Source organism: Kitasatospora sp. NPDC001603 (assembly GCF_040298365.1).
Lineage (GTDB): Bacteria > Actinomycetota > Actinomycetes > Streptomycetales > Streptomycetaceae > Kitasatospora.
Window position 1 is genome coordinate 133,638 of the sequence record NZ_JBEPAA010000004.1, and the last position, 12,880, is coordinate 146,517.

At 74.9% G+C, this 12,880-nt stretch carries 11 protein-coding genes and 1 tRNA gene; 8 read left to right on the forward strand and 4 right to left on the reverse strand.

Annotated features, from left to right (window positions below; genetic code table 11):
- Positions 1-307: 307 nt before the first annotated feature.
- Positions 308-835, forward strand: a complete 528-nt coding sequence (locus tag ABT263_RS04615; RefSeq protein ID WP_352287493.1) for a GNAT family N-acetyltransferase — start codon at positions 308-310, stop codon at positions 833-835.
- Positions 836-938: 103 nt separating this feature from the next.
- On the opposite strand, the gene ABT263_RS04620 is transcribed toward ABT263_RS04615, so the two are convergent.
- A complete protein-coding gene (locus ABT263_RS04620; protein ID WP_352287495.1) occupies positions 939-1,631 on the reverse strand; it encodes a helix-turn-helix domain-containing protein in 693 nt (230 codons plus the stop codon).
- Positions 1,632-1,765: 134 nt separating this feature from the next.
- On the opposite strand from ABT263_RS04620, the gene ABT263_RS04625 reads away from it, so the two are divergent.
- Positions 1,766-3,190 (forward strand): MFS transporter, encoded by a 1,425-nt coding sequence (locus ABT263_RS04625; protein ID WP_352287497.1) that lies wholly within the window; start codon positions 1,766-1,768, stop codon positions 3,188-3,190.
- Between the two features lie 78 nt (positions 3,191-3,268).
- On the opposite strand, the gene ABT263_RS04630 is transcribed toward ABT263_RS04625, so the two are convergent.
- The 3 genes from ABT263_RS04630 to ABT263_RS04640 form a co-directional block, all read right to left on the reverse strand.
- Positions 3,269-3,337 (reverse strand) — tRNA-Glu (locus ABT263_RS04630).
- Positions 3,338-3,477: 140 nt separating this feature from the next.
- Entirely contained in the window at positions 3,478-3,960 is a 483-nt protein-coding gene (locus ABT263_RS04635; protein ID WP_352287500.1) for a YbaK/EbsC family protein, read from the reverse strand.
- Positions 3,957-5,705: a 2-isopropylmalate synthase gene (locus tag ABT263_RS04640; protein ID WP_352287502.1), complete on the reverse strand. Its 1,749-nt coding sequence runs from the start codon at positions 5,703-5,705 to the stop codon at positions 3,957-3,959. The genes ABT263_RS04635 and ABT263_RS04640 overlap by 4 nt, the downstream gene beginning before the upstream one ends.
- 214 nt (positions 5,706-5,919) lie before the next feature.
- Between ABT263_RS04640 and ABT263_RS04645 the strand changes: the two genes are divergently transcribed.
- From ABT263_RS04645 to ABT263_RS04670, 6 genes are all read left to right on the forward strand, one after another.
- Positions 5,920-6,612, forward strand: a complete 693-nt coding sequence (locus tag ABT263_RS04645) for a FadR/GntR family transcriptional regulator (RefSeq protein ID WP_352287505.1) — start codon at positions 5,920-5,922, stop codon at positions 6,610-6,612.
- A 358-nt stretch (positions 6,613-6,970) separates the two neighbouring features.
- Positions 6,971-10,066, forward strand: coding sequence for a nitrate- and nitrite sensing domain-containing protein (locus tag ABT263_RS04650; RefSeq protein ID WP_352287508.1), 3,096 nt, complete (start codon positions 6,971-6,973; stop codon positions 10,064-10,066).
- Entirely contained in the window at positions 10,063-10,494 is a 432-nt protein-coding gene (locus ABT263_RS04655) for a roadblock/LC7 domain-containing protein (RefSeq protein WP_329490371.1), read from the forward strand. The genes ABT263_RS04650 and ABT263_RS04655 overlap by 4 nt, the downstream gene beginning before the upstream one ends.
- A 7-nt stretch (positions 10,495-10,501) precedes the next feature.
- Entirely contained in the window at positions 10,502-10,927 is a 426-nt protein-coding gene (locus ABT263_RS04660; protein ID WP_380386868.1) for a DUF742 domain-containing protein, read from the forward strand.
- Positions 10,928-10,930: 3 nt separating this feature from the next.
- Positions 10,931-11,542, forward strand: coding sequence for a GTP-binding protein (locus tag ABT263_RS04665; protein WP_329490370.1), 612 nt, complete (start codon positions 10,931-10,933; stop codon positions 11,540-11,542).
- 80 nt (positions 11,543-11,622) lie between these two features.
- Complete coding sequence (locus tag ABT263_RS04670) at positions 11,623-12,768, forward strand: FAD-dependent monooxygenase (protein ID WP_352287511.1); 1,146 nt, start codon at positions 11,623-11,625, stop codon at positions 12,766-12,768.
- Positions 12,769-12,880: the final 112 nt, after the last annotated feature.

The window sequence follows — 12,880 nt, forward strand, 5'->3', positions numbered from 1 at the left end:
TGCCGGTCGAGCGCCATTGACGCGCGCCCGATCACGGACTCCGTCCGCGCCGCCCGGCGGCCGGCCGGAAAACCGGGGGCGTCCGTTCCGCTGTCCGTGTTACCTTCGACTGGTCCGGACCGGACGACAGGACGACGAGCTCGGCGAAGGAGGTGGACCAGTGGCCACGGTGACGACGGCTGCGCCCGTACCGCGCAGCGCCCAGGCGACGGTTCACACTCCCCGGGCCCTGGTCTGACGGCTTCCGCCCCCGCACCGCGGGTGCGCGGCGCCGCCGCGACGGGCCCTCCAGCCAAGGGTTTCCACCATGTCCTCTCCGTCTTCGTCCGCTTCCTCCTGGCCGACCCGCGTCGAGTCGGACGCCGATGTCCCGGCCGTCCAGGCCCTCACCCTCGCGGCGTTCGGCCGGCCCGCGGAGGCCGACCTGCTCGCCGTGCTGCGCACCGACGAGGGCTGGATCGACGGCCTCTCCGTCGTCGCCACCGGTCCGGCCGGCGCCCCCGTCGGCCATGCGGTGCTGAGCCGCGCGTTCATCGGTGACGTCCCGGCGCTCGCCCTCGGCCCGGTCTCCGTGCACCCGGACCACCAGCGCTCCGGCGCCGGTTCGGCCGCGGTCCGGGCGGCGCTCGACGCCGCCCGGGGCCTCGGCGAGCGCTTCGTCGTGCTGCTCGGACACCCGTCGTACTACCCGCGGTTCGGCTTCGTCCGCGCCTCGGGGCACGGGCTGGTCCTCGCCGTCGACGCGCCCGACGAGGCGTGGATGGCGCTGAGCCTGGACGACCGGCACCCGCTGCCGTCCGGGACGGTCCGCTGGGCCGACGCCTTCGGCATCTAGCCGCCGACCCGCGCCCCGAACCGCCGGGCGGCGCCCCCGAGATGGCGCCGCCCGGCGGTGGCGCGGCCACCCGCGCGACGGCCGGGCTCCAACGGACGAACCGTCAAGGCGCCTGCTTGGAAGGCCCGGTACGCACCACGGCCTGGTCGCCGTGCGGGCCGAACAGGTGCAGGATCTCCACCGCGTTCGCGTCGACGGGGCCGAACCAGTGCGGCTCACCGGTGTCGAACTCGGCCACCTCGCCCGGGCGGAGGGTGAATTCGCGCTCGCCGAGGATGAGCCGGAGCCCGCCGGCGAGCACGTACAGCCATTCGTAACCGGCGTGGGTCACCAGCTTCGGCTCGCGGTGGGCGAGCACCTGCTTGAACACCTGGACCCGGCCCGGGTACTGCGTCAGCGGCACCAGGACGTTGCCGCGCTCCCGGTGCTGCGGCTTCAGGTGCAGGCGCGGATCCCCGGTGGCCGGGGCCGCGACCAGCTGGTCCAGGGCGACCCGGTGCGTGCGCGCGAGCGGGATGAGCAGTTCGAGGGTCGGGCGCCGCTTGCCCGACTCCAGGCGCGACAGCGTGCTCACCGAGATCCCGGTGGTCTCCGCGAGGGCCTCCAGGGTGAGCCCGCGGTCGCGGCGCAGGGCCCGCAGCCGCGGCCCGATGCCGGCGAGGATCTCGTCGACGTCGTCGCCGCCGGCCTCCGGCGCGACGGGCTCCCCGGACTCCGGTGACTCCCCGGGCTCCCCGGGCGTCACAGGCTCCCCGGGCTTCACGGACTTCACGGGGTCGGTGCGGTCGCCGTTCATGGGGTGCCTCCGGTCCGTCCGGCCCCTCGGGCGGGCCGGAGCGCGATTTTGCGGTCTTCGCAAAGATGCTGGGCCGGCGCTGCCGCCCGGTCCGAGCATGGGGCCGCAGACGTTACCGAACCGAAGGTGGGCCCGTGACCACGACAATCCTGGCTGATCGACCCGCACTGAGCACCCGCCGACGGTGGACAGTGCTCGCCGTGTGCGCGCTGAGCATGTTCCTGGTCGGGCTGGACACCACCATCGTCAACGTCGGCCTGCCCGAGATCGGGCGCGGGCTGGCGGCGGGCACCAGCGGGCTGGAATGGGTCGTGGACGCCTACACCGTCGTCCTGGCCGGTCTGCTGATCTCGGCCGGCGCCCTCGCGGACCGCTTCGGCCGCCGGCGCGTGTTCCGGACCGGGCTGGTCGTCTTCGGGCTCGCCTCGCTCGCCTGCGCGGTGGCGCCCTCGCTCGGCTTCCTCGTCGCGGCCCGGGCCGCCCAGGGGGTCGGCGCCTCGATGCTCAGCCCGGTCGCCCTGGCGATCGTGGTGAACACGATGCCCGACCCCCGGGAGCGGGCCCGGGCGATCGGCGTCTGGGCGTCCGTCTTCGGGCTCAGCATGGCGGCCGGGCCGGTCACCGGCGGGGCGCTCATCGCGGCCTTCGGCTGGCGCTCGGTGTTCTGGATCAACGCGCCGGTCATCCTCGCCGCCCTCGTCCTGGTGGCGGTGTTCGTGCCGGAGTCGCACGGGCAGCGCGCCCGGCGGCTCGACCTCCCCGGCCAGTCGCTGCTGGTGCTGGCCCTGGGCAGTGCGGTGGCCGTGCTCATCGAGGGCCCCCGGATCGGCTGGACCTCTCCTGCGGCGGTGGCCGGTTGCGCGGTGGCGGCGCTCGCCACCGCCGGGTTCGCCCGGGTCGAGCTGCGCCGGCCCGAGCCGCTGATGGACCTCGCGCTCTTCCGCCGGATGCCGTTCGCCATGGCGGCCCTGGGCGCCGTGGCCCTGTTCGTCGCCCTGAACGTGAGCCTGCTGCTCAACACGCTGTACCTCCAGCACGCCCGGGGCTGGACGGCGCTGGCCACCGGGGCGGCGACCCTGCCGATGGCGCTCGGGGCGACGGTGTGCGCGCCGTGGTCCGGCTCCCTGGTGGCGCGGTTCGGGCCGAGGCGGCCGCTCCTGCTGGCGGGCGGGTTCGTCGCCGCGGGCGGTCTCTGTCTGGTGGATCTCGGCCCGGACACCGGTATCCCGCTGCTCCTGGCGGCCTATCTGCTCATCGGTGTCGGCTTCGGTTTCGCCAACGCGCCGATCACCAACACCGCGGTCGGCGGTCTGCCGCCGTCCCGGGCCGGGGTGGCCGGGGCGATCACCTCCACCGCGCGTCAGGTCGGCGCGGCGATCGGCATCGCGGCCGCGGGCGGCCTGGTGGTGGGGGTCGGTCCGGACGGCCTGGCCGTCGCGTCGCGGCCCGGCTGGCTGCTCGTGGCGCTGTGCGGGCTGTTCCTGCTCCTGGTCGCCCGCGCCTCGGCCCCGGGACCGAAGAGCCCGGGACCGAAGAATCCGGACGCGGGGAGCCGATGACGGAAGGGCCCCGGAGCGAAGGCCCCCGGGAAAGCAGCGAGGGCGGGAGCCGATGACGACTCCCGCCCTGCGTGTCCGAGCGCCGGGCCCGAATCGAACGAACCCTTCCCGCTGAAAGCGGGCGTGCTACCACTGCACCACCGACGCGTGACCGCCGGGCTTCCGATCACTTCCGCGATCTCGTCCCGCCGACGAGGAAGAAACTACCAAGGGATGATCCAAAGGTGAAATCGACCCCGTCGCCCGCCCCCTGGCGCCACGCGCGCGTGGCGCCAGGGGGCCGGAGGCTAGGGCGCGACCACCGCCGACGGCGTGCCGCCGGTGAGCCGGAGCAGTTCGTCGTAGGTCATCGGCACCACGGTGTGCGGGTGTCCGGCGGCCGCCCAGAGCAGCTCGTACCCGGCCAGCGCCTCGTCCACCACGGTGCGCAGCGGCGCCGGGTGGCCCACCGGGGCGACGCCGCCGATGGCCTGGCCGGTGGCCTCGCGGACCTCGGCGGCGCTCGCCCGGACGATCGGGCCGGTGCCCAGCCGCCCGGCCAGGTAGGCCGTGTCGACGCGGTGCGCCCCGCTGGTCATGACCAGCAGCGGAGCGCCGTCGCAGCTGAACACCAGGCTGTTGGCGATGGCCCCGGCCTCGCAGCCGAGGGCGGCGGCCGCCTCGGCGGCGGTGCGCGCGGAGTCGGGCAGGACGCGGATCTCGCCGGGCAGGCCGGCCGCCGCGAGGGCGTCGGCGACCGCCTGGCTCCGGGCGGGGAGGGAGGGTGTCATACCGGCATCCTCCCGTGCCCCGCGGCCGCCCGGCCGACGGCGCTCAGCACGGCCCGGACCCCGGCCGCGAGGACGGAGGAGTCCCGGCCGGCGCCCCAGACCACCTGTCCCGCCACCCGTGCCTCGACGTAGGCGACGGCGTCGCTGTCGGGCCCGGTGCGCACGGCGTGCTCGGTGAAGCGGAGGATGTCGACGGCCGTCCCGGCGGCGCGCAGTGCGGCGGTGACGGCGTCCAGCGGGCCGTTGCCCTCGCCCCGGTGCCCGCCGACCTCGGCCCAGTGGCGGCCGTCCTCCTCCCCGGTGCGCCAGTCGACGGCCGGGGCCGCGTCCAGGTAGTGGGAGCGGAACAGCGCGTACAGCTCGTCGGCCCCGACCTCGCGGCCGCTGTCGTCGGCCGACTCCTGGACCACCCGGGCGAACTCGATCTGGAGCCGCCGGGGCAGCTCCAGCCCGTGCCCGGTCTGCAGCAGGTAGGCGATCCCGCCCTTGCCGGACTGGCTGTTGACCCGGATCACCGCCTCGTAGTCCCGCCCGAGGTCGGCCGGGTCGATCGGCAGGTAGGGGACGGCCCACGGGGCCCGGCCCGGTGGCAGGCCGAGGTCGGCCGCCGCCTTGGCGTGGTGCGCGAAGCCCTTCCGGATGGCGTCCTGGTGGGTGCCGGAGAAGGCGGTGTGCACGAGGTCGCCGGCGTAGGGGTGGCGTTCGTGCACGGGCAGCCGGTTGACGTGTTCGACGGTGCGCCGGATCTCGTCGATGTCCGAGAAGTCGATCATCGGGTCGACGCCCTGGGTGTGCAGGTTGAGCGCCAGCGTGACGAGGTCGACGTTGCCGGTCCGCTCGCCGTTGCCGAACAGGCAGCCCTCGACCCGCTGCGCGCCCGCCAGCAGGGCGAGTTCGGCGCAGGCGACCCCGGTGCCGCGGTCGTTGTGCGGGTGGACGGAGAGGATCACCGACTCCCGCCGGGCCAGGTGGCGGTGCACGTACTCGATCTGGTCGGCGTAGACGTTGGGGGTGGCGATCTCGACGGTGGCGGGCAGGTTGTGGATCACCGGCCGGTCGGGGCTCGCGTCCCACAGCTCGGTGAGGCCGTTGCAGACCTCCAGGACGTAGTCCGGCTCGGTCAGGTTGAACACCTCCGGCGAGAACTCGAAGCGGACGCCGGGGCGGCCTTCGGCCAGCCGGGCCATCAGTTCGGCGGCCTCGGTGACCAGGGCGCGCACCTCCGCCCGGCCGCGGCCGAGCACCACGTCGCGCCAGATCGGCGCGGTGGCGGTGTAGAGGTGCACGACCACCCGGGGCAGCCCCTCGACGGAGCGGAAGGTCCGCTCGACCAGGTCGGCGCGGGCGGCGGTGAAGACCACCACGGTGACGTCCTCGGGGACGGCCCCGGGCGTGTCGGCCAGCCGGCGGACGAAGTCGAAGTCGGTCCGGCTGGCGGAGGGGTAACCGACCTCGATCTCCTTGAAGCCCATGGCCAGGAAGAGGTCGAACATCCGCTGCTTGCGCGCCGGGTCCATCGGCTCGGCCAGCGCCTGGTTGCCGTCGCGCAGGTCGACGGGCACCCAGAGCGGGGCCCGCTCGATCCGCCGGGAGGGCCACTGCCGCCGGTCGCCGGCGGGCAGCTCGACCCGCTCGTGGGCGGGGCGGTAGCGCTGGAACGGCATCGCGCTGCCGCGCTGCGGGTTCCAGGCGGGGGCGGCGGCCGGTACGGGCCCGGCGGGGGTGCGTAGCGTGGGGAATGGCATGGGGGAGGTCCTTGGTCTCGGGTTCTGCACCGGAGGACGAACCGGCAGCACGGCGCCCCGCAGCGGGGTGCCGGTCCGGTCAGACCCCGCTGCGGCCACCAAGAAGGCCACCGCGAAGGCAGCCGGGAAGGCAGCCGGGAAGGAGACTCCACGACTTCATGCGGGGTACCGTAACCGTGAACCAAGTCCTCAGACAACCTGACAGGTGAACGCGATGTCTCCGCTCGACCCACTGCGCCCCTCCCCCCTGGTCGACCAGGCGACCCGGCGGATCGCCGAGCAGATCGCGGCCGGGCAGTGGCCGGTCGGCGGCAAGCTCCCCGGCGAGGTGGCCCTGGCCAAGGAGCTGGGCGTCGGCCGGTCAACCGTCCGGGAGGCGCTGCGCGCGCTGGCGGGCGCCGGCATGGTGCAGAGCCGCCAGGGCTCGGGGGTGTTCGTGACGGCGGACCGGCCGGGCGAGGACTGGTCGGCGCGGCTGCGCCGGGCCGAGCTGGCGCACGTGTACGAGGTGCGGGCGATGATCGAGGTCCAGGCGGCCCGGCTGGCCGCCGTCCGGCACGACGAGGCCGACGAGGCGGCGCTCGACCGGGCGCTGACCGCCCGCCACGCGGCGGGCGCGGCGGACGACGCCGCCTTCGTGGACGCGGACATCGCCCTGCACGCGACGGTGGTGGCGGCCGCCCACAATCCGGTGCTCTCCGATCTGTTCGCCGAGTTCGTCCCGGTGCTCCGGGAGCGCCTGGTCGAGCTGGTCGGACTGCTGGGGCTGCGCGAGGGCGATCCGCACCACGGCTACGCGACCCACGCGGAGCTGGTGGAGGCCGTCCGCCGGCGCGACGCGGAGGCGGCCGGGCAGGTCCTGGCGGACGAACTGGCCTCGACCCTGACCCGCCTGCTCGCCGCCTGAGCCAGCCGAGCCCCTGAGCCGCCCGAGCCCCCAGCCGTCCGAGCCACCGAGCCGCCGGGGCGGCCCGACGGGCCGGGCCGGCCGCCACCCCGAGCCCCCGTCAGCCCGCCTCCACGAGCGCCCGTTCGGGCAGTCGCGGCCGCGCCGGCGGGCAGCCGCCCCCCGGCCGCGCGGGCAATCGGGAGGCACGCTCCGCACACGATCACGGCGCATCGGCGGCCGGCCGCCGGAGCCCCGGAGCGCCGCGCCCCGCAAGGCTCCTTCGTTCACCGATCATTAACGGCCCGATGACGGTGTGTTAAGACTGTGTGCGCACACCGTCCAGGCAGCGAACGAGTTTTCACTCCTATCACACCGTATGACTAGTATCACTTCGTCAAAAGCTCGTGCCCCCGGACGGTTCGGCCCCACCAGGCCGGCCGCCAGTCCCAAGGAGTCAGCTCTGCGCGCGCGTGCGAATCGGCGGCCCCCGACGCCGAAGTCCCCCCGCAGGCGTCCGCGCCTGTCCCTGCGGACGGCGCTGCTCGTCCTGGCCGTCGTCCCCAGTCTCGCCCTCGCCGCCCTCTGGGCGGTCACCAGCGGCCAGACCTTCCTCGACTTCCAGCGCCAGGCGGCCCAGGGCCTGCTGGCCCAGAAGGCCGGGCAGCCGTCCAACCACGTCTACTACAACCTCCAGGAGGAGCGCCGGCTCAGCGCCGAGGCACTCGCCCGGCCCGGCAGCGTCACCGACGCGCTGCGCCGCCAGCGCCAGCTCACCGACGACGCGGTGCGCCAGTTCCAGTCGCTCTCCGACGAGACCGCCGACAGCGCGCCCACCGAGGTGCGCACCGCGGTCACCGAGGCCCGGCAGGCGATGGGCAAGCTGGCCGAGCAGCGGGCGGCGGTCGACCGCGCAGCCGTCGACCAGCAGACCGCCTTCACCTACTACACCGACCTGATCGCCGTGGACCTGCGGCTGTTCACCGCGCTGAGCCACGTCGACAACGGTGAGGTCACCTGGATCTCCAAGACCCTGGTGAACGCCTTCTGGGCCAAGGAGATGCTGGCCCGCGAGGACGCCCTGCTGGCCCGCGGCTGGCCGTCCGGCAAGCTCACCGCCGGCGACTACCAGCAGGTCCAGCAGGCGATCGGCGCGCAGGACCACCTGTTCACCGTGCAGGTCGTGCCGTACGTGCCGGCCGCCGAGGCCGCCGCCTGGCAGGACGTCATGACCAGCCCCGCCTGGCAGGCCAAGGCCTCCGTGGAGCAGTCGCTGATCAGGGCCACCCCGGCCGATCCGAGCGGCGCCGTCAAGCTCCCGGCCGCCCAGGACCAGTGGCGCCAGGCGCTCGACCAGCTCAACCCGGAGCTGGTGAAGGCGATCGAGACCCGCACCGACGGCATCGTCGAGGTCGGCAAGGGCTCCTTCCTCTCGCTGCTCACCGCCTTCGTGCTGACCACCGTCATCGGCCTGATCGCGGTCGTCGCGGTGATCCTCACCAGCTGGCGGCTGACCCGCTCGCTGCGCCGCCGGATCAAGGCGCTGCACACCCAGGCCGAGGAGCTGGAGCGGACGCTGCCCGAGGTCGTCGAGCGCCTCTCGCGGGGCGAGCAGGTCGACGTCGAGGCCGAGAGCCGCGCCATCACCGCCGACCCGCACGGCAACGGCACCGACGAACTGGCCCAGCTCGGCCAGGCGCTCAACCTGGCCCGCACCTCCGCGCTGGAGACCTCCGTCCGGCAGGCCGACCAGCACCGCGGCTTCGAGCGGCTGCTGCAGCGCATCGCCCGCCGCACCCAGCTGCTGATCGGTCAGCAGCTGCGCAAGCTGGACGAGCTGGAGCGCAAGCACGAGGACCCGGAGGTGCTGGAGGGCCTGTTCGACCTCGACCACCTCACCGCCCGCCTGCGGCGCTACGAGGAGAACCTGGTCATCCTGGCCGGCGGCCAGCCGCAGCGGCGCTGGCGCAAGCCGGTCCCGCTGCTGGACGTGCTGCGGGCCGCCCAGAGCGAGGTGCAGGACTACCGGCGGATCATGCTGGACGTCGAGGGCCACCCGTGGCTCTCCGAGCGCGCCGTCGGCCCGGTCGCGCACGTGATCGCCGAGCTGATGGAGAACGCCGCGAGCTTCTCCAAGCCGCCGACGCCGGTCGAGGTCCGTGCCGCGATGGTCGGCCGCGGACTCGCGGTGGAGATCGAGGACCGCGGCCTCGGCATGGACCCGGAGCAGTACGACGCGGCCAACGAGCTGATGAGCCGTCCGCCCCGGATGGACGTGCTGGCCCGGGCGGACGACATCCGCCTCGGCTTCTACGTGGTCGCCCGGCTGGCCGCCAACTCCAACCTGAGGATCGAGTTCCGCCCGTCGGCCTTCGGCGGCACCCGGGTGGTCGTGCTCGTCCCCGACGAGCTGGTCATCGACGGTGACGCCGGGCTGCCGGACGCCACCCCGGTCGAGCCGATCCCGCTCGCCCGGCGCACCCGCGGGACCGCGTCGGCCGCCCTCGCCGGGACCCCGGCCCACGCCCGGCCGGCGGACCCGGAGGCCACCGTGGCGACGGCGGTCGCGACGGCCCCGCCGGCGATCGAGCCGCCGGAGACCGTCCTGGTCGCGACGGCGGCCGCGGAGAACTCGGCCGAGGCGTTCGCGCACGTCGAGTACATCCAGCCGCCCGCGCCCGAGCAGCCGGTCGAGCACAGCTCCCCGGTCGACGCCTCGGCCGGCTACGGCAGCGCGGGGTACGGCGCCGGCGGGTACGGCACGGCCGGCCACGGCGGCGCCGAGTACGGCACCGACGGGTACCGCACCGACGGCTACGGGACGAACGGGTACGGCACGGACGCCTACGGGGGCCAGGAGTACGCCGCGCCCGCCCAGGAGCCGCTCGCCCAGCCGCCCGCCCAGGACGCCTCCGCCCGGGACACCCCCGCCCAGGACGCCCCCGCCTACCCGGACATCGCCTACGCCAAGGTGACGCCCGCGGAGGCCCCCTACGCCGACGAGCAGTACCGCCCGGCCGACCACTACCGCCTCGCCGAGCGGCGCGAGTACGCCTCGACGGTGCCGCTCAGCGAGCCGGCCGACGGCCAGGCGCCGCTGCCGCAGCGGGTGCGCCAGGCCAGCCTGGCCGCCGAGCTGCGCGTCCCGCCGCCGGCTCCGGCGCCCGGCGAGCGCGTCACCGGAGCGCCGGGCATGCCGGGCTCCTTCGGCACGCCGATCGGCTCGGTCGGCGCGTTCCAGCGCCCCCCGCGCCGCTCGGGCGCGGCCATCGGCGCCTTCCAGCGACAGTCCCGGGTGGCCCGCGGCCAGGACTCCGGCGAGGTCCACCTCCCCGGGCCCGACGTCTTCACCCGCGGCTCCCGCCCGGCGCCCCCCACCGGATCCGCCGGCTCCCCGGCACCCGCACCGGACCCGGCCCCCTGGGCCCTGCCCGCCGCGGATCCCCGAACCACTAGGACGGATGACCAGTCATGAACCGTACGATCGCCACCCACCAGGACCTGGACTGGCTGCTGGACGGACTCGTCGACTCGGTGGCCGGGACCAGAAACGCCGTGCTGCTCTCCGACGACGGCCTGGTCGTCAGCCACTCCCGCACCATCGAGCGGGCCGACGCCGAGCGGCTGGCCGCCGTCGCGACCGGCCAGCAGAGCCTCGCCCGGGGCGTCGGCCAGCTGTTCGACGGCGGGCCGGTGCACCAGGTGATCGTCGAGCTGTCCGAGGTCTGGCTGTTCATCATCGCCGCGGCGCAGGGCACCCACCTGGCCGTGGTCGCCTCCCAGGAGGTGGACGCCGAGGTGATGTCGGTGGCCATGCACACCCTGGTCCAGCAGGTCGGCCAGAAGCTGAGCACGCCGGTGCGCAGCGACTTCGACGCCTTCGCGGCCAGGAACCGGGGTTGATGCCCCGGTGATCCCGCACTGGAGCGAGGTGCCCGACGAGGACGAGGACGACGGTGCCGGCACGATGGTGCGCCCGTACACCATCACCCGCGGCCGCACCGCGCCCGAGCGCGACGACCTCACCCTGATCACCGTGCTGACCACCGTGTCGGAGGAGGCCCGCACCGTCCTGGCGCGGGGCTCCTCCCGCTCGGGGCCGCGCGGGCTCCAGCCCGAGCACCGGATGATCCTGGACCGCTGCCGGCGTCCGGCCGCCGTCGCCGAGGTGGCGGCGGAGCTGGACCTGCCGATCTCGGTCACCAAGATCCTCCTAGGCGACCTGATCTCCCAGGGCCTGCTGCTGGCCCGGGCGCCGCTCTCGGTGGCCCGGGCCGGCGGGGGCCTGGACCTCGGCCTGCTGACGGCCGTTCGCGAAGGACTCCGGAGACTCTGAACCATGGCACCGACCGCACCCCTTCCCTCCTCCTCCGCCTCCGGCGCCACCGCGCCGTCCGCCGTGAAGATCCTCATCGCGGGCGGCTTCGGCGTCGGCAAGACCACCCTGGTCGGCTCGGTCAGCGAGGTCGCCCCGCTGCGCACCGAGGAGTACCTGACCCGTGCCAGCGTGGGCGTCGACGACCTGTCCGGCGTGGACAGCAAGGACACCACCACCGTCGCCCTGGACTTCGGCCGGATCACGGTCAGCCCCGACCTGGTGGTCTACCTGTTCGGCACCCCCGGCCAGGAGCGCTTCTGGTTCATGTGGAACGACCTGGTGAACGGCGCGCTCGGCGGCGTCGTCATCGCCGACACCCGCCGGCTGGAGACCAGCTTCGCCTCGATCGACTTCTTCGAGAGCCGGGGCATCCCCTTCGTGGTGGCGATCAACTGCTTCCACGGGCAGAACACCCGGACGCCGGACGAGATCCGGGCCGCCCTGGACCTGGACCCGCAGGTCCCGATGCTGCTCGGCGACGTGCGCGACCGCGGCTTCGGCCGGGACCTCCTGCTGGCCCTGGTCGACCACCTGATGGACCTCTCCGCCGCCCGGCCCGCGCCGGTCGGCTGACCCCGGCCCGCCCTTCCCCGACCACCCCGCACCCGACCCCACCGCACCGCCCGCCCCGACCCCCTTGGGAGACCCCCGTCATGACCTCACCCCTGCGCGTACTGATCCACGGCGGCGGCATCGGCGGCCTGACCCTGGCCACCGCGCTCGCCCGGCGCGGCCACCGGGTCGACGTGGCCGAGCTGCGCGACGGCCTGGAGGCGCTCGGCGTCGGCATCATCCAGCCGTCCAACGCCCTGCACGTGATGCGCGAGATCGGCGTGCTGGAGGCCTGCCTGGCGGCCGGCTTCGAGTGGGAGGTGCTGACCATCTGCGACCCGTCCGGGGCCACCCTCGCCAAGATCCCGCAGCCCCGGATGGGTGACGCCCCGTCCAACAACGGCATACCGCGCCCCGCCCTGGCCGGGGTGCTGGGCGACGCCGCCACCGCCGCCGGTGCCACCCTCCGCTTCGGCACCACGATCGCCGAGCTGACCGACGACGGCGCGGGTGTCGACGTCACCCTGACCGACGGCCACCACGGCCGCTACGACCTGGTGGTCGGCTTCGACGGGATCGGTTCGCCGCTGCGCCGCCGGCTCTACGGCGAGAAGTACCTGCCCGAGTACACCGGTTTCGCCAACTGGCGGGTGACGCTGCCGCGTTCGCCCGAGGTGCAGGGCGTGGTGATGTCCGCCGGGAACCAGCGGGCGAAGGCGCTGCTGACCCCGATCACCGACGAGCTGATGTACCTGGGATCGGTGTTCGCCGAGCCGGCGGACTTCCGCCCGGACGAGGAGCGCGCCCACGTGCAGCTGGCCGAGCGGCTGACCGGCTTCGGCGGCCCGGTCGCCGAGGCGCTGGCGCTGGTCACCGACCCGGCCGCGGTGGTCTACTCGCGGATCTCCCAGGTCAGTGTCGAGGAGCCGTGGCACGTCGGCCGGGTGGTGCTGGCCGGCGACGCCGCGCACGCGAGCACCCCGCACCTGGCGCAGGGCGCGGCGATGGCGGTCGAGGACGCGCTGGTGCTGGCCCAGAGCCTGGACGCGGTCGAGGACCCGGCCACGGACGTCGCGGCCGCGCTCGCCGCCTGGGAGGAGCGCCGCCGGCCGCGCGCGATGTGGGTGCAGGCGCTCTCGCGGGCGGTCCTGAAGCAGGAGACCGGCACGCCGACCACCCCGGAGGAGGACGAGCTGCTGAAGGTCGGCATCCCGGGCGCCGCGCACGTCCTCGTCCAGCCGTACTGACACCGGGGCGTTCGCCCGGCCGACGGCACCGAACGGCCCGACCGGCCCCGCCCGGAACCTCCCGGGCGGGGCCGCGTCGTCGGCCGCCGCGCCGCCTCCGCCTCCTCCACCG